The sequence below is a fragment of the Pantoea sp. Morm genome (assembly GCF_016643525.1).
GTDB lineage: Bacteria > Pseudomonadota > Gammaproteobacteria > Enterobacterales > Enterobacteriaceae > Pantoea > Pantoea dispersa.
Genome location: NZ_VOQX01000030.1, coordinates 33,332 through 54,522, shown reverse-complemented (window position 1 = coordinate 54,522; position 21,191 = coordinate 33,332). Strand labels below are relative to the sequence as shown.

22 protein-coding genes and 3 pseudogenes are annotated in these 21,191 nt (G+C 48.8%); 12 read left to right on the top strand and 13 right to left on the bottom strand.

The features are described 5' to 3' along the window. Window positions 1–110 (bottom strand): transposase (locus FT726_RS12665; protein WP_346302815.1); only part of this gene is annotated, 110 nt, incomplete at its 3' end. 61 nt (window positions 111–171) lie between these two features. On the opposite strand from FT726_RS12665, the pseudogene FT726_RS12660 reads away from it, so the two are divergent. Next, window positions 172–396, top strand: a pseudogene (locus tag FT726_RS12660) (cupin domain-containing protein); the annotation flags it as partial. Window positions 397–522: 126 nt separating this feature from the next. On the opposite strand, the gene FT726_RS12655 reads toward FT726_RS12660, so the two are convergent. The 4 genes and pseudogenes from FT726_RS12655 to FT726_RS12640 form a co-directional block, all read right to left on the bottom strand. Beyond that, window positions 523–939 carry a type II toxin-antitoxin system VapC family toxin gene (locus tag FT726_RS12655; protein ID WP_346302892.1) on the bottom strand — a complete coding sequence of 139 codons (417 nt, stop codon included), beginning with the start codon at window positions 937–939 and terminating at the stop codon, window positions 523–525. Further along, window positions 936–1,166, bottom strand: a complete 231-nt coding sequence (gene vapB, locus FT726_RS12650; RefSeq protein WP_346302891.1) for a type II toxin-antitoxin system VapB family antitoxin — start codon at window positions 1,164–1,166, stop codon at window positions 936–938. The genes FT726_RS12655 and vapB overlap by 4 nt, the downstream gene beginning before the upstream one ends. Window positions 1,167–1,567: 401 nt before the next feature. Next, window positions 1,568–1,980: pseudogene (locus FT726_RS12645) on the bottom strand (Tn3 family transposase). 233 nt (window positions 1,981–2,213) lie between these two features. Then, on the bottom strand, window positions 2,214–3,173 hold the full coding sequence (locus FT726_RS12640; protein ID WP_346302890.1) for a LysR family transcriptional regulator: 960 nt from the start codon (window positions 3,171–3,173) through the stop codon (window positions 2,214–2,216). A 149-nt stretch (window positions 3,174–3,322) separates the two neighbouring features. Between FT726_RS12640 and FT726_RS12635 the strand changes: the two genes are divergently transcribed. The 7 genes from FT726_RS12635 (at window position 3,323) to FT726_RS12605 (ending at window position 8,577) form a co-directional block, all read left to right on the top strand. After that, complete coding sequence (locus tag FT726_RS12635) at window positions 3,323–4,384, top strand: NAD(P)-dependent alcohol dehydrogenase (RefSeq protein WP_346302889.1); 1,062 nt, start codon at window positions 3,323–3,325, stop codon at window positions 4,382–4,384. A gap of 14 nt (window positions 4,385–4,398) precedes the next feature. Further along, window positions 4,399–4,689, top strand: coding sequence for a Dabb family protein (locus tag FT726_RS12630; protein ID WP_346302888.1), 291 nt, complete (start codon window positions 4,399–4,401; stop codon window positions 4,687–4,689). Window positions 4,690–4,745: 56 nt separating this feature from the next. Beyond that, window positions 4,746–5,495: an SDR family oxidoreductase gene (locus FT726_RS12625; RefSeq protein WP_346302887.1), complete on the top strand. Its 750-nt coding sequence runs from the start codon at window positions 4,746–4,748 to the stop codon at window positions 5,493–5,495. Between the two features lie 106 nt (window positions 5,496–5,601). Continuing rightward, the gene (locus FT726_RS12620; RefSeq protein ID WP_346302886.1) at window positions 5,602–6,027 is read left to right on the top strand and encodes a hypothetical protein; all 426 of its coding nucleotides are present in this window, start codon (window positions 5,602–5,604) and stop codon (window positions 6,025–6,027) included. Window positions 6,028–6,302: 275 nt separating this feature from the next. Then, on the top strand, window positions 6,303–7,178 hold the full coding sequence (locus FT726_RS12615) for an aldo/keto reductase (RefSeq protein WP_346302885.1): 876 nt from the start codon (window positions 6,303–6,305) through the stop codon (window positions 7,176–7,178). Window positions 7,179–7,279: 101 nt separating this feature from the next. Continuing rightward, on the top strand, window positions 7,280–7,930 hold the full coding sequence (locus FT726_RS12610; RefSeq protein ID WP_346302884.1) for an SDR family NAD(P)-dependent oxidoreductase: 651 nt from the start codon (window positions 7,280–7,282) through the stop codon (window positions 7,928–7,930). Between the two features lie 68 nt (window positions 7,931–7,998). Further along, window positions 7,999–8,577 (top strand): TetR/AcrR family transcriptional regulator, encoded by a 579-nt coding sequence (locus FT726_RS12605; RefSeq protein ID WP_346302883.1) that lies wholly within the window; start codon window positions 7,999–8,001, stop codon window positions 8,575–8,577. 269 nt (window positions 8,578–8,846) lie between these two features. Here the strand turns inward: FT726_RS12605 and FT726_RS12600 are convergent. After that, a pseudogene (locus FT726_RS12600) lies at window positions 8,847–9,109 on the bottom strand (aldo/keto reductase); the annotation flags it as partial. Between the two features lie 106 nt (window positions 9,110–9,215). Further along, the gene (locus FT726_RS12595; protein ID WP_346302882.1) at window positions 9,216–10,121 is read right to left on the bottom strand and encodes a LysR family transcriptional regulator; all 906 of its coding nucleotides are present in this window, start codon (window positions 10,119–10,121) and stop codon (window positions 9,216–9,218) included. A gap of 146 nt (window positions 10,122–10,267) precedes the next feature. On the opposite strand from FT726_RS12595, the gene FT726_RS12590 reads away from it, so the two are divergent. The 3 genes from FT726_RS12590 (at window position 10,268) to FT726_RS12580 (ending at window position 12,924) form a co-directional block, all read left to right on the top strand. Continuing rightward, window positions 10,268–10,834 (top strand): DapH/DapD/GlmU-related protein, encoded by a 567-nt coding sequence (locus FT726_RS12590; RefSeq protein ID WP_346302881.1) that lies wholly within the window; start codon window positions 10,268–10,270, stop codon window positions 10,832–10,834. Window positions 10,835–10,959: 125 nt separating this feature from the next. Further along, window positions 10,960–11,790: an SDR family oxidoreductase gene (locus FT726_RS12585; RefSeq protein WP_346302880.1), complete on the top strand. Its 831-nt coding sequence runs from the start codon at window positions 10,960–10,962 to the stop codon at window positions 11,788–11,790. 78 nt (window positions 11,791–11,868) lie between these two features. Beyond that, window positions 11,869–12,924, top strand: coding sequence for an NAD(P)-dependent alcohol dehydrogenase (locus tag FT726_RS12580; RefSeq protein ID WP_346302879.1), 1,056 nt, complete (start codon window positions 11,869–11,871; stop codon window positions 12,922–12,924). 42 nt (window positions 12,925–12,966) lie between these two features. Here the strand turns inward: FT726_RS12580 and FT726_RS12575 are convergent, their stop codons facing one another. After that, entirely contained in the window at window positions 12,967–13,737 is a 771-nt protein-coding gene (locus tag FT726_RS12575) for an SDR family oxidoreductase (RefSeq protein ID WP_346302878.1), read from the bottom strand. 142 nt (window positions 13,738–13,879) lie between these two features. Between FT726_RS12575 and FT726_RS12570 the strand changes: the two genes are divergently transcribed. Then, window positions 13,880–14,773 carry a LysR family transcriptional regulator gene (locus tag FT726_RS12570; RefSeq protein WP_346302877.1) on the top strand — a complete coding sequence of 298 codons (894 nt, stop codon included), beginning with the start codon at window positions 13,880–13,882 and terminating at the stop codon, window positions 14,771–14,773. Between the two features lie 35 nt (window positions 14,774–14,808). Here the strand turns inward: FT726_RS12570 and FT726_RS12565 are convergent, their stop codons facing one another. The 5 genes from FT726_RS12565 to FT726_RS12545 form a co-directional block, all read right to left on the bottom strand. Continuing rightward, complete coding sequence (locus tag FT726_RS12565; protein WP_346302876.1) at window positions 14,809–17,943, bottom strand: efflux RND transporter permease subunit; 3,135 nt, start codon at window positions 17,941–17,943, stop codon at window positions 14,809–14,811. A 6-nt stretch (window positions 17,944–17,949) separates the two neighbouring features. After that, window positions 17,950–19,119, bottom strand: a complete 1,170-nt coding sequence (locus FT726_RS12560; protein WP_407075069.1) for an efflux RND transporter periplasmic adaptor subunit — start codon at window positions 19,117–19,119, stop codon at window positions 17,950–17,952. Between the two features lie 28 nt (window positions 19,120–19,147). After that, window positions 19,148–19,489 carry a helix-turn-helix domain-containing protein gene (locus FT726_RS12555; protein WP_346302894.1) on the bottom strand — a complete coding sequence of 114 codons (342 nt, stop codon included), beginning with the start codon at window positions 19,487–19,489 and terminating at the stop codon, window positions 19,148–19,150. 68 nt (window positions 19,490–19,557) lie between these two features. Continuing rightward, the gene (locus FT726_RS12550) at window positions 19,558–19,812 is read right to left on the bottom strand and encodes a DUF1471 domain-containing protein (RefSeq protein WP_346302874.1); all 255 of its coding nucleotides are present in this window, start codon (window positions 19,810–19,812) and stop codon (window positions 19,558–19,560) included. A 268-nt stretch (window positions 19,813–20,080) separates the two neighbouring features. Next, entirely contained in the window at window positions 20,081–21,127 is a 1,047-nt protein-coding gene (locus tag FT726_RS12545) for an NAD(P)-dependent alcohol dehydrogenase (protein ID WP_407075068.1), read from the bottom strand. Window positions 21,128–21,191 lie beyond the last annotated feature (64 nt).

Genomic DNA, 21,191 nt, shown 5'->3' with positions numbered 1-21,191 from the left:
TGGGTGGTGATATCGAGACGTGTTGCAACGCTGGAAACAGAATGACCGCGACCAATAACCTGTTTGACTGCTTCAATTTTAAACTCTTCGGGATAACGTTTACCGCTCATGGGCACCTCTCTTTAAGCCATCTTAAATGACTCCGAGGTGTCTGTTAAAGCCGTGGCGATTCAATTCAACCGACACTGGCACTCCATCTCAAGACAGTTTTTCTTTGTCCTCAATGGTGTTTTATCTATGGAGTTAGAGGGTGAAATGCACGATATTAAGCCCCTGCAAGGATTAGAGATTCCCCCGGGGGCAAAACATCAAGCCAGAAACGACACGGAGTCTCCCGTGGAATTTATTGTGATTTCGCATCCCACGACACGAGGGGATCGCACTGACCTTCTTTAAACCTGCTGCGAACTCACGAAAAATGGCTACGGCTTGTCATAACGTAGGTGACGCTAACGTACCTGAGTATTGGCAACGTCCACTTCTGGCACAAAGCGGACCCTCGTTACCTCAAGGTGCTTCTTTTTATTTAACCCAGTCTTCCAGCGCCAGCCCCCGCACCCGCTCAAACTCCCGTGTATTATTCGTCACCAGGATGGCGCCGGCCGCGATGGCGTGCCCGGCAATCGCCGTATCGTTCGGGCCGATCGGTGTCCCGGCCTGGCGCAGCGCCACTTTAATCTCCGTGGTGGCATCCACCGCGGCGCGATCCCAGGGCAGGACGGCATCGAGCCGGGCGCAGAACGCGTCAACCAGCTGTGCGTGTCGCGGCAAGGCCTTCGGGCCGGTGGCGCCGAAGCGCATCTCTGAGTAGGTGATGGCCGACACCACGATGCGGTGGCCGCGCAGCACTGCCTGCTCCAGGCGCTTCAGTACGGCTTCCGGCTGCTCGCGCATGATGAACGAGCAGATACAGGTATCCAGCATATAGGTTGTGTTCACAGATTAAATCGTCCTTCGTCGCCGACAACCTCTTCGCGCTCTGCCATAAAGTCTGGATCGGCCTTTTCGAGTTCCAGGTATGAGCTCCAGGTCGGCCGGGCGGGACGCAGGATGATGTTGTCCCCTTCCCGGATGATTTCGAGTTCGCTCACTCCTTCAAAATCCATGTCACGAGGAAGACGAATGGCGCGATTGTTGCCGTTTTTAAAAATGGATACGGTTCTCATGGTTACTCCTTCCGGTCGGATTTCCGACACTGTGCCGATACCGGCTATTTTTTTGTGGCAGTACAACGCTGCATAGATAAAGCATATTCACTGTACATGCAGATGTAAAGCATATGCATATGTTAAGTATATGCAGATGTAGGGCATATGTATATGCATCACAAATTCTTATTTGTCTCTTTTTATCGAAGATCCGAAAAAAGACAGAACCGGATCTGGCCCGGGCCCTTACACTCCTTTTCCTTCAATGTACCTGTCACCAGTAAGGGGAGTTATTACAGTTAATTTGCTCATAATCTGAAGATATACGTAAGCGTACAGTCAGAACCGTATTGACAGGATGACCCGGAGATTATTCCCCGGACAGGGTGGCGCGCCACGGCAGTAACTCACCAACGCGGTTACCCCAGAAGCCAGAAAAGACCAAAGACAAGATCGCTGGCCCCAGCGGTATCGGTCATAATTTCGGTGGGATTCAGCCCTGTCTCCTGTTCAAGAAGGCCTTCCAGCACAAAGATAGAATCTCTCAGCGTCCCCGGTATAACAATGCCATGAAACCGGAATATTGATCGGACATAAAATTGTACCAGGTGATCCCCCTGTGATGGCCAAAGTATTTGCGGTTCGGTCCGGCATTGATTGTTCTGACCGGCGTAACAAAGCGCATTCCGTCTGCAGAGGCCACTTCTCCGCCACCCCAGACCTGTGCCAGTGGCAGTGCTGCCTGAAAATCAACCAGTCTGGCATTCGCACTGGTTATAGTTTCAGCCCGCAGGTAGTTTGCTTTTGTCCAGTTCAGTCGGTGTCGGGTCAGGGCAGGAACATTTGACCGTATAAGGGGCTCCAGGCCGATACCTGTCCCAGATAATCGCCTTCTGCTCTGGCGTGTAGTTAATCCGAGTTCTTCGTTTCATGGCAACGTCCCCCTTGATTAAGGATAGCGTTGCATTGATCCATTGAACTCACAGCCAGGAGCGGACATATCTGACTGGGTTATGAATCTGAATCCCGGCTTGTTTTCACAAAGGGCGTTTCCGTACATGTCACTTACTGGTTCAGCCTTTCAGCAGAATACGTCTGCAGTTCATCTGTAGTCAGAGTCAGCTCCCGGTTGTCCGTTAACCGTTCGACGGCGAGCTCGATAAATTTTCTGACCCGCAGCGGCTGCGCTTTGCGGCTCCCGTAGTAAGCGTACAGATGAAGGTGGCTGGCCACATGCTCTGTTAGTAAGGGCACAAGACGGCCTGCGCGTATCAGCGCAGCTGAGGACAATGATGAGAGCTGTGCGATGACCTGTCCGGTCAGCGTGGCCTCAACTTCTATGTCTGTGCTGTTTGTTGCCACTGTTGGAGGAAACTCTCGTGTCTGGATTTCTCCCCCTATATTTACGTACCAGGGAAATATTGCATCCGTTCCCGGATGGCGAAAGACGCTGCAGCGATGGTACGCCAGTTCCTCCAGCGAACGGGGTACACCATGCGCACGGAGGTATGACGGTGATGCACAGATAATCAGTTGCGCACGGAACAGCGGGCGTGCGATAAGCCCCTCTGCAGGCGGAGAACCAAACCGAAACCCCACGTCCACTCGATCAAGAACCCAGTCCCCCACGTTGTCATCAAGCTGCACTTCTGGCTGAACGTCCGGGTAGCGCCGGCAGTATTCGTCAATGACTGGCCATAAAACCGGTGTGAAGGCCGAGCGGGGACCAACAATACGCAACGGACCGGCAATCTCGTCCTTTGCCTGCCGTGCACGCGTAAGGGCGCGGTCCAGTACCGCCAGTGCCGGTTGTGTGGCTTCCAGCAGTTGCCTGCCCTCCTCTGTCAGAGATAGGCTACGAGTTGTGCGGTGCAAAAGGCGCACCCCCAGTGAGTCTTCAAGTTGAGCGAGTGTCTGGCTGGCGGCTTGTGAGGTCACCCCTTTTGCGAGAGCGGCCTGGCGCAGGCTGCCCAATTCAACAGCTTTCGCCAATATATCTATCGCGCGAATGTCTTTTGTCAGCATGATGCCTTTCCCTATCAGGATAACTAACATCATTATCAATTAATACTTGCAACAGCTTCAATTCTTTCCTGTCTATTATGTTGATAATTAGCTCCCTATAGTAGTCGCACTTCCCGGCACTTATGGCCGGGATCAACCGGGAGCAAAGAATGTACGTAACCAAAGCTTATGCGGCCACGTCCGCAACATCCCCACTTGCACCGTTATCGATCCCGCGTCGTGATCCGAATGAGCACGATGTCCGGATTGATATTCTGTTCTGCGGGGTTTGCCACTCTGACATTCACCATGTGCGTGATGAGTTCGGCAGCGCCATGCCAACCATTTACCCGATTGTTCCGGGTCATGAAATTGTAGGCCGGGTTATCTCGGTGGGCACGGCGGTGACAAAACACAAGGCTGGCGATATTGTCGCTGTGGGTTGCCTGGTCGATGCCGATCCAACCTGCCCTCATTGTAAAGCGAATCGTGAACAGTATTCCCCTACCAAGGTGCTGACGTATAACTCACCGGATAATTACGGTACTGCTCCGGTGACCTACGGTGGTTATGCCGAAAGCATTGTGGTGGATGAGCATTTTGTTCTTCAGGTACCGGAAAATCTCGCTCTGGCAGGTGTTGCTCCGCTGGTATGTGCGGGCATCACTGCCTATTCCCCTATCCGTCGCTGGGGTGTAAAGGCCGGTCAGAAAGTGGGTATCGTGGGTCTGGGCGGATTAGGACATATGGGCGTAAAATTTGCCCGCGCCCTGGGCGCACATGTGGTTCTCTTCACCACATCTCCATCCAAGAAAGAAGATGCACTCCGTGTTGGTGCTCATGAAGTAGTGGTGTCACGAAACCCGGAAGAGATGCAGACTCACACCGGTACGTTTGATTTTATTCTCGATACCGTATCCGCTCCACATGATCTGAATGTTTACCTCAATATGCTGCATCCGGAAGGTAATCTGACGCTGGTTGGCGCTTCTGCTGACAAAATTGATGTCTCAGCCTACAGCCTTATTTTTGGAGGCCGTAGCATGTCCGGGTCACTTATTGGCGGGATTGCTGAAACGCAGGAAATGCTTGATTTCTGCGGTCAGCACAACATCACATCCGATGTGGAAGTCATCGGCATACAGGAGATTAATGAAGCTTATGTCCGCCTGGAAAAGGGTGACGTCAAATATCGTTTCTCTATTGACATGTCTACGCTGAAAAATTCCTGAAGGAGCCCCGAACGTTGAAACATATTTTCATAGGCAAAACATATCCAGGTAAGACTGAGGCCGAGCTGTCTGCTGTAGTGGACATCCTTAGCCAATTGCCCTCCATCGTCCCGAGGATCAAAGCCTTCAGCGTTGAAAAGACACTCGACTGGTCAGAAACCCAAGCAGTGGTGCTGATTGCCGAGTTCGATTCCCGGGAGGACTGGGAGCGCTATATGCGCGCCCCTGATCATCTGGCCCTCGGAGAGAAAATAAAAGACACCATCGATCTCTCCTGCATGAGCGTCGTGCAGACTATCGCGTAAGCCACCTGTATTACAAACAGAGGAATATTTATGTCGGTTAAACGTTAAAAGGTAAGGTGGCACTGGTCACGGGTGGCGGAACGGAACTCGGTCTGGGGGGCGCAAAGCGCCTTGCTGAAGAAGGTGCTTTTGTCTATATAGTAGGCCGCCGCCAGGACGTCCTGGATGAGGCGATTAAACAGATTGGCCCAAATGCCCGTGCCATCGTTGCCGATGTCTCCCGCAAGGAAGGTATGGTGAATGTCGCCTCAGTCATTCAGCTGGAAAAAGGTCATCTGGACATCATTTTCTCTAATGCCGGCTACTACATAGGCAAGAAACTAGAGGACGTGAGCGAAGAGTTTTTCGACAACATGCTGAACGTCAACCTTAAGGGGCAGTTATTCACCGTACAAGCCATGCTGCCCATTATGAATGCTGGCGGTTCAATCATTCTGACGTCCTCCATGACCGCCTTTATTGGTCTGCCGGAATACACGACTTACGCCGCGACCAAAGCGGCAGTTATCGGCATGGCGCGAGTCTGGACCACTGAGCTCAAGACACGCAATATCCGCGTGAATGTTATCAGTCCAGGTGCTATCCCGACTGAAGGCTATGAAACCGTGCAGGGTATGACCCCGGAGGAGGTTGAAGCCTTCGCCGCCAAATGTGCAGCGGAGATCCCCGTCGGACATGTTGTTCGTGCTGATGAGATCGGGGACGGCGTCGTTTTCCTGGCATCCGACGCCAGCAGTTTTATCAACGGTATAAATCTTACCATCGACGGCGGCCAGACACAGGTTTACGCCGGTAACCTGTCATAACCTGTTTTACCATGCTAACGGCTCCGTACAGGGGCCGTTTTTCGCTGTTCGTTGGCATGACGTATTCACAGACAGGAATCGGGCGTTCCTGTATCAGGAAATCTGTATGAAAATAGAGAAAAAAATGCAGGGTCTGGCAGCGTCCCTCGCTCTCTGTTTGACGGCAGAGATGTTTCCGGTCGCTGCGGGAGCAGATGTCCCTCGCACCACGCAACATTATACAAACGAGTTGTGTGTGAGAGAGGGAAGTGCATCTGGGAGAAAGTCATCCAGTGTGATGGATTTATTGAAGGTATTAACTTCGATACCGGGAAGAACAGTACTGTTACTCAAGTTTTCGGATGCCTATCCCGGGTTCGCAGGAGGTGGCAACCTGCTCAGGAGCATAATTAGGGCAACCTTTAAGTATGCTGGAAGCCACATTTTTAGGAATACCTTACCCTTTGATTATTATTACATTTTGACAGAGGTCGACTTTGTCGGATACATCGGGATATGCGCTGTCGGCTTCTTACCAGGAGCTTACACTTAATCTAAAACCATCAGATCTGGTCTCAAATCCTCATCATTAACTGTCACCAATTGACAAATGTCACCTAGTGACGGAAAATTGTTATGACAGGAACAATCTTGGTAACCAAGGATATGTACTCAGGTATGCATGAAGAACTATTTAACTATGTAGATAGAAGCTAATGTATTGATAATTAATTGAATTAATAGCCGACTGTCTAATAACTAACTTCACTAGTTATGCCTAAGCTTTGTCTAAACTGATGTTAAAACCACAATAAGCAGGATTTGAGAATGGAAAAGATTGATGCAAGTTTTTCCGGCCAATTCAAGATTGGCGGAGATCTAACCATTAACAGACTGGGTTACGGCGCAATGCGTATTACCGGCCCGGGTTTTTATGGGGAACCAGAAGATCGTGATGAAGCGCTTCGTGTCCTTAGACGTGCACCAGAACTTGGAATTAATTTTATTGATACTGCGGACTGCTATGGTCCTTTTGTCAGCGAAGAATTGATTGCGGAAGCGCTTTACCCATACAGAAAAGACCTGATCATTGCGACTAAAGGTGGTCTTGTGCGCCCGGGACTGACAGATGGCCAGTGGCCCATAATTGGTGATCCTGCCTATCTTGGTCAGGCTGTACGCATGAGTATGCGCCGTTTAAAAGTTGAGCAAATTGACTTGTGGCAGTTGCATCGGGTTGATCCAAAAGTACCAGAGGCGGAACAGTTTGGTTTTATTAGGGATATGATTGATAGTGGTTTAATTCGACATGCTGGTTTAAGCCAGGTGACTGTCGCCCAGATTAAAGAAGCTCAGAAGTATTTCCCCGTTGCGACGGTACAAAATATGTACAATCTGGTGACTCGTGATGATGAAAATGTGCTCGATTACTGTGAAGAAAACAACATCGGTTTCATTCCGTGGTTCCCCCTAGCCTCGGGTGAGCTTGCCAAATCAGGCGGTATCATTGATATGATAGCCAAAGCTAAAGGGGTAACGCCAGGTCAAATCGCATTAGCCTGGATGCTTAAACGTAGCCCGGTAATGCTACCGATTCCGGGTACGAGCCAGGTTGCTCATCTTGAAGAGAATGTTGCCGGTGCCGGTGTTGTGTTAAGCGATGAGGAATTCAAACTGCTTGATGCTGCTTCACCGCGACCTTAATCGCTGTCCTGACACTGCTGATTCTTTTGCTGCGCTGTAATTTTATCTTCATGGTCAGCCTTAACAAGCTGGCCATATTACTCATTTGATCTGAGATAACAATGAAAACATTTTTGAGTATTGGGACAGGGCCTGGCATTGGCCTTGCCACTGCTGATCGTTTTTCTACTGAAGGTTTTAATACTGTTCTTAGTTCTCGTAACCCTGAACAACTGGAACATTATGTACAAACATCTCAAAAAAAGAGACGGGTAAGTGCTTTCATGGACGTGGATGCTTCTGATACAGAAAGTATTAAAAGATTGCTAGCAAGAGTGATTCAACAGTATGGTTTTATTGATGTTCTGCATTATAATGCCGCTGCTTTACGGCAGTCAAACATCACAGAGCAGCCCGCCGATACTTTTCTATCTGATCTTTCCGTCAATATTGCTGGGGCTATGGTTGCAATTCAGAGTGTTCTCCCTTTGATGCTGGCTCAGCGAAAAGGTACAATATTGCTTACTGGCGGTAAATTTGGCATTATTCCGGTGCCTGAATATATTTCTCTTAGCGTTGGCAAAGCAGGACTTAGAACGCTTGCATTGGGACTATTTGATGACTTCAAAATTAAAGGGATACATATTTGTACAGTTACTGCTTCTGCTTCGAATGGAGCTGATTTAGCGTGGAGTATGGGCGTTGCACAGGCATTTTGGCAACTATACAGTACTCCATATGATGATTGGGTTGCTGAAATCGCCTACCCTTAACGTAGTTTTTGGATGTTGCACACTCAGGTGTTAATGCAAAACTACCTGACATCTCTCTGGTAATTTAAATGAGCTTAAGAGAAAAAAAGAAAGATAGAACGCGTCGTAAAATATTGGAATCAGCACTAGAACTAATTGATAGCCAGGGTTTTCAGAACACTACCATTAATCAAATTGCTGAAGCAATCGATATTTCACCCAGAACTATTTTGCGATATTTTCCGACAAAGGAAGACATTATCGTTAGTTGGGTTGAAGAAGGGATGACAATTTTTTTATCATGTCTTCACCAGCGACCAACAGATGAACATGCACATTTAAGTTTACTTGCATGTGCACGTGAACTTTTGCAATTGTATGAGAAGCAAGCAGAGTTTTATCTTACAATTGAGCGAGTGATTGCTTCATCATCGGCAATTAGTGCGCGTAAGCATGAAATGTCTGCAGAACTCGCAAAAAAAGTGTCTCAGGTCCTCTCTGAACGAGCAACTTCTCCAGAAACATCATTAATCTCCCTTGACCTTTATCCAGCAGTTATTTTTTCGATATTAAGGGTTGTGATCCGTACATGGGTGGCGACAGATGGAAAGCGGCAATTGATCAAACTGTTCGATGATGCAGTTGAACTGATAAGCTTTAAGCTATAACCTTGGCTGGCAAGTTCAGGTATAGCTGCAACAATCGTGGAATATATATGCCTTGTAAAACCGGTCTGCAGACCGAAAAAAATAAACATCAATGACACTGTATTTCACTTCCAATTCAATACACATATTTCGTGCAGCGGAGTTCCGGCTCTATTTTACTTGAACATTAATGCCCGAGATTTACAGCCATCCGAAATAAAATGGTGAACTGCCCCCACGCCCATAGACAAATTCTGTCCTCACGATGGGGCCTGTTCGAAGTCCTCCGGATTGACACAAAAAGCGGGAATTTTGCCAGCCTGTTGCAACTCTGTTATGGTGCGCCACGCACCATGAACATCATCGTAAGGATAATGAATTAGGTACAAATCAACGTAGTCGATCTGCTGTCTGTTAAATGAACGCTCAAACTGCTCTTTAGCACCCTTATAATTCGTATCCTACGACCATAGTTTAGTGGTAACAATAGTTCGTTATGCGGGATACTGCTTTGTCTCAGTGCGTTGCCGACCTGTTTTTCGTTCTGGATAGAACAATTTTCATTTTCAAAATAACCCATACTTAAATATTAACGCAAATTTTCATCTTCTAAATAGGTGGAAATATCATATTTATATTTGTTATAAACCAAAATTTAGCTATTCTTTGAAAAGATTATTTAGGATTTTTATTAGGTTATCGAAGACAACCCGAATACGTAAAGGGATCAGGGGTTGGTGTGGTCGAAAAATATATAGATGGTATGGGGAATAATTTAACTCTGGATAAATATCAATCAACTCACCTCGCTGTAAATAGGGTCGGACCGTGATATCAGGAAGCTGGCTGCAGGTTCTGCCTGCCAGCGCCGCAGCAAGTTCACTGCCAATGTCACTGGCGATAAATTTAGGTTTTGCTGGGAAAAAAGAGCTGCCATCCTCAAACTGCCATGGCCATACACGGCCTGAATTACTGTTACTCAATGCGCTGAGAGGATACTCATATTGCAGAGTTCTTAAAGAATCTGGCATTCCCAACTGGTTAATTAACTCTGGAGCGGCAACAATACGAATTCCTACAGGTCTAATGCATTTGACGATAAATCGATTATCCGGAATAGTGCCTATTCTTATGCCAATATCGATTTGCTCATCTATGATATTAAGATGCGCATCTGTGGGAAGCCATTCAATCGTGAGATCAGGGTAAGGCCCAAGTGAACGCAGCAAGTGACGAACAATATCCTGATTTTCAAAAAGCGGCGGTAATGTGACTCGCACGCGTCCGGTCATATCCTGGCTATTATGTTTCTTTCCACTAGTGAACAAAGACTCGCTTTCTGCAAGAAGCAACTCGGCTTTTGGCCAGAGTTGCTGTCCGAAAGGGGTTAACGTCATTTGCCGGGTATTACGGAGGAACAGTATTTCTCCTAATTGTTGCTCAAGCTCAGCAATAGCCCGTGTTACCATCTGAGGTGCAAGCCCAAGCCGGTTCGCTGTTTCTCGAAATTTCAACGTTTCTGCCGCTATACAAAAAATCCTCAACGCATCGAGTTTATCCAGCATTTGTAAATGTCCTTTGCTATGTTTAGGAAACTATTATATCAAAAATTGGAATACTGAAAGCAAAAACAATCCATGGATTTGTTGTTAATGCAAAAGCATAATGCCTTTCCGAAGCAAGCAAATCCCTCTTTGCAAAAGGAAGATATATGTCAAATTCAGCGTTATACCAGAAGTTATCCACTGGCGCACCGGTCAACATGCGGTCTCCAGAATACCGTGAAGCTATTCAGGATATGAGCCAGTCATGGTCAATTAATGCGTCAATTAATCGTGTAGAATATGCGTTTTTGGACGGCTCTTTGCATCCGTTATTTACCGCACTTTTTGGTCGGGAAATGGAGAGTACCAGCCAGATTTTACCGCCTGTCTATATCGATTTTGGTCGCCAGGTTCAGGTCGGAAAAAATGTATTCATTAACCATAATTGCACCATGATGTCTGCTGGCGGGATTATCATTGAAGACGATGTCCAGATAGGCCCTCAGGTTACGCTGACAACCACCAATCATGATTTTGACGATCGTTTTACCCTGCTGTGCAAACCGATTCATATCAAACGTAATGTATGGATCGGTGCCCGGGCGCTTATCCTGCCTGGCGTAACCGTAGGTGAGAACGCCGTTATTGCTGGCGGGGCTGTGGTGACTAAAGATGTGGAACCGAATGTTGTTGTCGGTGGATCACCAGCTCGTGTTCTGAAGCGTTTGGACTAATATCTCTGTACCAAAGGCGTTTAATTTATGAATTAAGTTCATAAGGTTAAGTTCATTGACAGCCTTAACCGCCACTTGTTCAGCCGCTATGCTTTTTCAGTTAGCACCATGAAAGAGTGATAAAAATGAAAGATGTCATTGTTGTTATAGGTAGTGGCTCTATCGCACAGGCCATTGCGCGACGCGTCAGCGTCGGAAAACATATTCTTCTGGCTGATATCAAAACAGAAAATGCACAGCAGGCTGAAAATACGCTCTCTCGTGCGGGTTTTGAGGTAAGCACAACGACGGTCGATGTTAGCTCTCGCCAGTCGGTTCAGGCACTGGTGAAGTCAGCCTGTGCATTAGGTGAGATTAAAGGCGTTATTCATACGGCCGGGCTTTCCCCTTCACAGGCCAAAGCACAGGATCTTCTCCGGGTCGATTTGTACGGCACCGCCGTGCTTTTTGAGGAGTTTGGCAAGGTGATTGCGCGCGGCGGCTCCTGCGTGGTGATTGGCTCGCAGTCCAGCCATCGCTTAGCCGTTGATGCGTTGACTCAGGCCCAGGCGGATGAACTGGCAACGTTACCGCCGGAAGACCTGCTTGAGCTACCGCTGGTGAAAGATATTGAAGACAGCCTTTACGCCTACCAGATTTCCAAGCGTTGCAATGCGCTGCGCGTGATGTCTGAAGCGGTGACGTGGGGCAAGCGTGGCGCACGAATTAACTGCATCAGCGCCGGGATCATTTTTACGCCGCTGGCCTATGACGAGCTTAACAGCGCAGAACGTGGCGCGTTTTACCGCAATATGCTGGATAAATCTCCCGCAGGCCGGGGCGGCACACCGGATGAAATTGGCGCGCTGGCAGAGTTTTTGTTTGGGCCTAATGGTACCTACGTCACCGGCAGCGATCTGCTGATTGATGGTGGCGCTACAGCGTCTTACAAATATGGCGAATTACGCCCGAAATAAACCCTCTTACTCTTCCCACGACATGACGGCCGCTGTGTGGCCATGATGTCGCTTCACTTCTTATTCGGAGATTCAAAGATGACCTTAAATGTGAAAGGTTATGCCGCTTTTGCCGCAAAAGAGGATTTAGTTCCGCACAATTTTGTCCGCCGCGACCCGCGCGATAACGATGTGGTCATCGAGATTTTATATAGCGGCGTTTGTCACTCAGACATCCACAATGCGTTTAATGACTGGGGTGGAGCAAAATATCCGATGGTGCCGGGTCATGAAATCATTGGCCGTGTCAGTCAGGTTGGCAAGGCGGTGACCAAATTCCGTGTGGGTGATTATGCCGGTGTGGGCTGCATGGTGGACTCCTGCCAGCATTGTAAACCCTGTGAGCAAGGGCTGGAGCAGTACTGCGAAGAGGGTAATACCTTAACCTATAACGATACTGACAGGCATGACCATATGCCAACCTATGGTGGCTATTCGGACAAGATTGTTGTCACTGAAAAATTCGTCATCAAAGTGCCTGAAACGCTGGACTTAAAAGGTGCAGCTCCACTGCTGTGTGCGGGCATCACCACCTGGTCACCGCTTCGTCACTGGAATGTTGGCCCGGGCAGCAAAGTCGCGGTCGTTGGGTTAGGAGGCCTGGGGCATATGGCGATTAAATTAGCCAAAGCGCTGGGCGCAGAAGTCACGTTATTCAGTCGTTCGCCGAATAAAGAGGCCGACGCCCGCCGTCTGGGGGCATCGCATATTGTTATTTCAACCGATGAAAAGCAGATGCAGGGCGCGCATAACCAGTTTGATTTGATTATCGATACGGTTCCTTATGTGCATGATCTGAATCCCTATATTCCGACGCTGGCGCTGAGCGGAACACTGGTGCTTGTGGGGTATCTGGGAGACTTGAATCCGATGCTTAACAGCGCGCCGCTGATTTTAGGGCGAAAATCGGTGGCTGGCTCGGTCATTGGTGGGATTGCGGAGACACAGGAAATGATCGATTTCTGTGCAGAGCATCAGATAACGTCTGATATTGAGTTGATTAATATTTCGGATATTAACACGGCCTGGCAGCGGATGCTAAAGAGTGATGTAAAATATCGCTTTGTGATCGATATGGCTTCATTGAAGGTGTAATTAAAAAAGGCGGTAGAATATACCGCCTTTTTTATATTTATCTTATTGCGTCATTGCATTAAGATCGCGAATAACGCACTCAGGCTCTGAGTCCATGGGCATGTTGTTTAAATCATGAATACCATCGTTTTTATCTGCGCGGTCCTGTTGCAGGGCTGAGAAAAGCGGGGTGAGATTCTGTTGCTCTTTCCCTTTTTCGGCAATGAGTTCAAGCGTTTTATTCTTAGCATCATCGTCTGTTAATGCGCTAACCAGTACTCTGGCTATTTGTTTACGGGAAATCACGCCATCGGTCGGTGTGCCTGAATGACGTCTGTCTCCCTGTAACATGACGATTTTTTGTTCATTCGGTTTGTTGTAATCAAACCAACCAGGCCTGACGATGGTATAGGGGTGACCGCTGGCACGAACCAGGCGTTCCGCACGACGTTTCCAGTCATGCGCTTCCGTCTGGCGGTTATACGAACCTTCTCTTTCTGTCACGCCGATGGCAGTCATCAGCGCAACTCTGACTCGCCGATGCTTAAGTTGTTGAAGAATATTTTTCACCCCGCCATAGTCCACAGCCCGAGCACCAATACGGCCTAATCCATCTGACCCCAGGGTGAAAATAACGGCATCGATATCATCTCCAATGCCGGTCAATGTTTCCGGGACAGAGACGTCGCCATAAACAATCTCAATTCCCTGTGGCAACAATTTTCTTTTTTTTGGGGAACGGACCAGTGCTTTCGATTGATGTCCCATTTCTATCAACATTTCTACAACATGACGACCAATACTGCCGGTCGCACCGAAAATTAAAACCTTCATTATAAACCTGCTGAGCAATTGGAGAATTTCACTGTGAAGAAGTGTATCAACTGTGATTATTGAGAATAATGGGGCTAAAATGATTGCGTCTATGAACCCTTCTCATGATTAAGTTACTAGCCAAAACATTAAGGGAAATCGCGTGCTTAAAGAAAATTTCAATGAACTTCAGCTCTTTCTGGCCGTGGCGAGGGAGAGAAGTTTTACCCGGGCGGCGGCTAAAATCGGGGTTTCCCAGTCAGCTCTGAGCCATGCCATTAAGGCGCTGGAGGCCAGGCTTAATATCCGTCTGCTGACCCGCACCACGCGCAGCGTGGCACCCACGGAAGCAGGGGGGAGGATCATCGCCTGTCTGGAGCCTCGCCTGACAGAGCTGGAACAAGAGCTGGAACAACTGGTGCAGCTTAATGGCATTGCTGCCGGGAATATCCGTATCTCTGCCGGAGAGCATGCGGCGAAAAGTCTGGTGTGGCCGAAACTTAAACCTTTCCTGCGCGAGTATCCTGAGATTAATGTTGAACTGGTGGTGGATAATGGCTTTGTGAATATCGTTGAAGGGCGATTTGATGCGGGCGTTCGCCTTGGGGAAAGCCTCGATAAAGATATGGTTGCGGTACGCATTGGACCGGACCTGAGGCTGGTCGTGGTGGGATCACCCGACTATTTTACACATTATGGTATTCCTGATACCCCACACGACCTTCAGCGTCACCGTTGTATTAACATGCGGCTTCCGACGCTGGGAGGGCTATACCATTGGGAATTTGAAAAGGATGGAAAACCCCTTCAGGTGAAGGTGGACGGTCAGCTTACCTTTAATAATCTCTCTGAAAGAATCGATGCGGCAGAAGCAGGCTTTGGGCTTTCGTTTGTCCCTGAAGATATGGTCAAACAGCAGCTTGAATCAGGAGCATTGATTGAGGTATTGCATGAGTGCAGCCCGGTATTTCCGGGCTATTATCTTTACTATCCCAGCCGGAATCAGCATCCTCCTGCCTTTGCTTTAATGATTGATGCGCTACGCTATACCGCTTGAAAAAAACACCGGAGCAGGGGCTCCGGTGGTTTTGATTACTCATCATCCTCGTCATCATTGACACGCTTGCCAGTAAAACGACGGCGTACAACGACAAAGAACACTGGCACAAAGTAGATCGCCAGCAGCGTTGCCGCGACCATCCCACCAATGACACCAGTCCCAACGGCATTCTGTGCGCCAGACCCAGCTCCACGGCTTAATGCCAGTGGCAGAACCCCGAGTATAAAGGCCAGTGAGGTCATTAATATCGGGCGCAGACGCATATGTGCTGCCTCAAGCGTCGCTTCAATTAGACCTTTTCCTTCCTTCACCATCATGTCGTTGGCAAATTCAACGATCAGGATCGCGTTCTTCGCCGATAAACCGATGGTTGTAAGCAGGCCGACAACGAAATAGACGTCGTTATTGAGACCACGCAAGGTCGTTGCGAGCAACGCACCAACGACGCCTAGCGGTACTACCAGCATCACAGCAAATGGAATAGACCAGCTTTCATACAGCGCTGCCAGACACAGGAAAACGATAATCAACGACAGGGCATAAAGAGCCGGAGCCTGCTGACCACTCAGGCGTTCCTGATATGACATCCCGGTCCAGTCGTGACCGATACCTTTTGGTAACTGCGATGCTAACTGCTCCATAAGAGCCATAGCTTCGCCTGAGCTTCGACCCGGTGCAGGTTGTCCAAGTATTTCCAGGGATGGCAGACCATTGAACCGCTCAAGGCGCGGCGAGCCATAAATCCACTGAGCGTCAGCAAAACTTGCGAAGGAGACCATTTTACCGTTACCGGCGCGAACGTACCAGTTATTGAGATCGTCCGGCATCATGCGCCAAGACGCATCGCTCATCACATAAACCTTTTTAACCCTGCCTCTGTCCATAAAGTCATTGACGTAACTTCCTGCCCAGGCGGTACTTAGCGTGGTGTTAATATCCTCCAGAGAAACGCCCAGTGCTGATGCTTTTTGCTGGTCGATATTGATCCGATATTGAGGCGTATCTTCCATGCCGTTCGGCCTTACGGCCATCAATACGTCAGGGTGCTGCTGCGCCATCTGGAGCAGGGTATTGCGGGCTTCCATGAGTTTTTCATGCCCCAGGCCAGCTCGATCAATCAGTTCAAAATCGAAGCCGGTTGCGTTACCCAGTGCAATAATTGGCGGCAAGTTGAACGCGGCGATTTGCGCATCGATGAGCTTAGAGAAGGCTTTATTAGCGCGTGCCGCGATGGCGTCAACGCTGTTTTCACTACCTTCACGCTTAGACCAGTCTTTCAGGCCGATAAAGGCAATACCAATATTCTGCCCGCGACCGGCGAACCCAAAACCATTGACCGTCAGGACGTTAGCAACGTTTTGCTTCTCATTATTGAGATACCAGTCATTAATCTGATCCAGAATAAGCTGAGAACGCTCCTGAGTCGCGCCTGCGGGTAGGACGGCCTGCGTAGCCAATACGCCCTGATCTTCTGAAGGCAAGAATGCGGTTGGCAGACGTGCAAACAGCCAGGCCATACCCAGGACAATCACGCCGTATATGATTAAGTAGCGTCCTGTTCCGTTCAGCATACGACCGACAGCACGTGAATAATGCGAGCTACTGGCGTCGAAACGGCGGTTAAACCAGCCAAAAAATCCACGGTCTTTGGCATGCTCACCGGGCTTTACCGGCTTCAGTATAGTGGCGCAAAGCGCAGGCGTCAGGGTGAGGGCAACAAGCACTGACAGCACCATCGCCGAGACAATCGTAATGGAGAACTGTCGATAGATAACCCCCGTACTGCCACCAAAAAAGGCCATAGGAATAAACACTGCCGATAAGACCAGCGCAATGCCGACCAACGCCCCCTGGATCTGCTCCATAGACTTTCGTGTTGCAGCGCGGGGTTTTAGCCCTTCCTCAGCCATTACGCGTTCAACGTTTTCCACGACCACAATGGCGTCATCAACCAGCAGGCCGATGGCCAGCACCATCCCGAACATTGTCAGGGTATTGATGGAGTATCCCAGCGCACTGAGTATGCCGAACGTCCCCAGCAGAACCACCGGCACCGCGATAGTCGGAATGAGCGTTGCACGAAAACTTTGCAGGAACAGATACATCACCAGGAAAACGAGAATAATTGCTTCAAAAAGCGTTTTTACTACCTCATGGATAGAGATACTAATAAACGGTGTGGTGTCATAGGGGTAAACTACTTTTAACCCCTCTGGATAATACGGTTCCAGCTCTGTCAGTTTAGCGCGAATAGCTTTTGCGGTATCCATGGCATTTGCCCCGCTGGCAAGCTGGATCCCCAGCGCGGAAGCCGGTTTACCGTTTATTTTCACCACAAACTGGTAGTTCTCGCCGCCGCGTTCGATTCGCGCCACATCATGTAGTGTGACTTGCGAGCCATCGCTGTTGACCTTCAGCAAAATGTTCCCGAACTCTTCCGGCGAGGTGAGGCGGGTTTGCGCAATGATGGACGCATTTAACTGCTGGCCTTTTATCGCAGGCGCACCACCCAGCTGACCAGCGGCAATTTGCGCGTTCTGTACCTTAAGGGCATTGCTGACATCAACAGGGGTCAGCTGATAGTTATTGAGCTTATTGGGATCCAGCCAGATGCGCATCGCGTACTGTGAACCAAACAGCGTCGTGTCTCCCACTCCATCAATACGGCTGATCGGATCTTTAATGGTGGATGCCACGAAGTCGGCGATGTCTTCCATGCTCATGCGCCCGGTTTCGTCAACAAAGCCGGGCACCAGGAAGAAGGTACTGGAGGATTTCATCACCGTAATCCCTTGTTGCTGCACTTCCTGTGGCAGAAGGGGAGTGGCGACCTGGAGCTTATTCTGCACCTGAACCTGTGCGATATCCGGATCGGTGCCGTTTTTAAAGGAGAGGGTCAGTTGCAGTGTCCCGGAAGAGTCACTGGTTGAGGACATGTACATCAGGCCATCCAGGCCAGTCATGTTCTGCTCAATCACCTGCGTCACGCTATTTTGCAGCGTGGTGGCATCAGCCCCAGGATAGCTCACGCGGATCTGTACCGCCGTTGGCGCAACGTCCGGGTATTGCTCCACGGGTAACCCCATAATCGCGATTCCCCCGGCAATCATCACGATAATAGCCAGCACCCAGGCGAAAATAGGGCGGTTAATGAAAAATTTAGACATGGATGATTATTCCTGTGAAGACGAACCGGAGCGCGTGGCGCGTTCATGCGGGGTCACAACCTCGCCGGGTTTAATCCGCTGACTGCCTGAAACAATGACCCGTTCACCAGCCTGAAGACCTTCGGTGACCTGCCAAAGACCGCCAGACGCTCCCGTCACGGTTATCGCGCGGGGTTGTACCCGATTTTGCTTATCAACAATGAGCGTCATGGCGTCACCACGTGGTGTACGGGTGACAGCCTGCTGGGCAACCAGCAGTGCTTCTGGTGCAACACCTTCTTCAAGACGGGCGCGAACAAACATACCGGGTAGCAGTTGATGATTTGGGTTAGGAATAATGGCGCGAAGGGTAATTGCGCCCGTGGTTTGATCCACCGTGACATCAGAGAACGCCAGTGTGCCGCTCAGCGGATAAGGGGTTCCATCCTGCATAAGTACATGGACAGGCACTTTGCCGTTTTCCTGCTTAATCTGGCCGCTCGCAAGTGCACTCTGTAGCCGTAACCACGCCTCGCCCGGCTGGGTGATATCAACGAACATTGGATCTAACTGCTGCACGGTAGCCAGCGCAGTACTTTGACCGTTCTGGACCAGCGCCCCTTCAGTCACGCTAGATAACCCGATGCGACCACTCAGTGGTGACGTTACCGTGCTGTGGGACAAATCGATTTCTGCAGATCGAAGGGCTGCGCTGGCCGCATCGATTGCCGCACGCGACTGCTGGGCAGTGGCCTGAGCCTGATCGAGATCCTGACGACTGATATAATCTTTCCCGCTCAGTGCCCGGTAGCGGGAAAGCGTTGTCTGGGCAAGCTCCGACTGGGCCTTCGCCTGATTGAGTGCCGCCCGGGCATTATCCACTGATGCGCGGAAGGTTGCAGGGTCGATATGGTAGAGTGGTTGACCGGCTTTAACCTCGCTGCCTTCTGTAAAATCACGCGAAAGCACAATCCCTGAAACCTGCGGGCGGATTTCCGCAATACGGGATGCCACCGTTCTTGCAGGGAGATCGCTGGTCAGGGTGAGCGGCGTTGCTTTTACTGTTTCGACAATAACATCAGGAGGAATATCTTTGCTGGCGGTAGACGCGTCCTTACTGTCGCACCCGGCTAACCCTGTCGTCATAGAAAAAATGCATAGCATAGCCAGAGGCGAATAAGCCACCGAACTTTTCATCATATTGAACTCTTATTATCAGTGCAGTTTAAAAATGCTTTTGTGTATATAATCGGCGATACGCTTGAGGTGGGACATTGTATTTTTTTGAGAATGACCTAGTGAATGACTGCTGGGATTCAAAACCATAACGAATACCAATATCAAGTACTTTATCACGACTGATAATGAGATCGTTTGCTGCTAACGCCAGTTTTTTATCCCGTATATATGTCGCAATATTCTGTCCCTTCATCTGAAAGAAAACGCGCTGGAGATGCCACTTTGAATACCCCGCGCGCGCTGCAACATCATTGATACTGAGTGGTTGATGGATATTGTCGTCTATCCATCTGCTTATTTCGGTGATCAATTGCTCGAGTTTAATCATCATCAGTCTCACTCTGTTTACAACCAGTAAGAGGATAAAATGAACCCGCGGAAATGAACTAAGCAGGATTATTTATAAATCTCTGCTACGCCATGCAGTTTGTTATTTCCTGTAGCCGAAATAACTTTAAAAGAGGATGCATCTTGCTTATCTGCCTGGTCAGCAAGTTTGGCCACTAATTCATCAAGCGTAGTGGCACCACTGGCGGAAACAACGTCAATTTTTTCTTTGCCTGCATCACTTGAGATTGCCTGTGCGGAAAATGCACTGTTAATGGAAAACAGAGACAAAAATGTGGAGAGAATTAATACGGTATTTTTCATGGTAAACCTCGTAAGTAATATTTTTAACAATATGACGGAACGAGGACATCATAACGGGTTTAGCGTGGTTGATTAAGATAGCCAGTCCGCATACACCTATGAATAAAAAACATGAATAATCTGTACCTCAGGGATTCTACACCTTTAATTTGATAATGCCATCACTTAAAGTGCTGCCATTGTTGATGGTAGATCATAAAACGATGCTGAAGGCGCTCGTGGCGATAGCAAAAAAAAGCAGCCCGAAGGCTGCATAGTAAGATGTTGATTATTTCAATGTTTTCATATCAACAACAAAGCGATATTTCACGTCTCCCTTTTCCAGCCTGCTGAAGGCGTCATTTATCTGGCTGGCATCAATCAGTTCAATATCTGCGGTAATATTGTGTTCAGCACAGAAATCAAGCATCTCCTGGGTTTCAGCAATGCCGCCAATATTGGAGCCAGAGAAGCTACGACGGCCTTTCACGACATTAAATGAGGAAATTTCAATAGGGTCTGGAGGTAAACCGACAAGCACTACTGAACCATCAATTTTTAATAATTTCAGATACGCATTAACGTCATGCTTTGCCGATATGGTATCTAAAATCAGATCTAGTTTGCCGGCAAATTTTGCCATTTGTTGTGCATCGGAAGAGAGTACCGCTTCATGTGCGCCTAAGCGATTCGCATCCTCAACTTTAGCCTGCGATGTCGTAAAGACCACAACATGAGCACCCATGGCTTTTGCTATTTTTATCGCAACATGCCCAAGCCCGCCAATGCCCAGGATCCCCACCACTTTACCGGCACCGGCTTGCCAGTGTTTGAGTGGCGAATAGACGGTAATACCGGCGCAAAGTAACGGCGCTGCGGCGGCGAGATCTAAATTATCCGGCATTTTCAGCGTGTAACTTTCCCGGCAAACATAAGTTTGTGAGAATCCACCGTAGGTCATTCCACCCAGATGTTTATCTGGTGTATTAAATGATAATGTCGTACCTGATTCGCAGAATTGCTCCAGATCGTGGCGGCAGGCAGGGCACTCACCGCAGGAATCGACGATACAACCGACAGCGGCAAAATCACCGGATTTAAATCTGGTGACATTCTCACCGACAGCAATCACCCGGCCAACGATTTCATGTCCGGGGACAACCGGATAATGGGTGCCGCCAAAATCATTTTTGATTTGATGTAAATCAGAGTGGCAGATGCCGCAGTAGAGAATTTCTATTTCCACATCATCATTTAATAATCCGCGACGTTTAATGCTGAATTCTTTCAGAGGATGCGTTGCCGCATCGGTACCAATCGCTTTGACCGTCTTAATCATATTTAACCTTTAAAAGTCTGAAAGCATTCCCAAGTGTAGTTCTGGAGAATTTATTTAAATA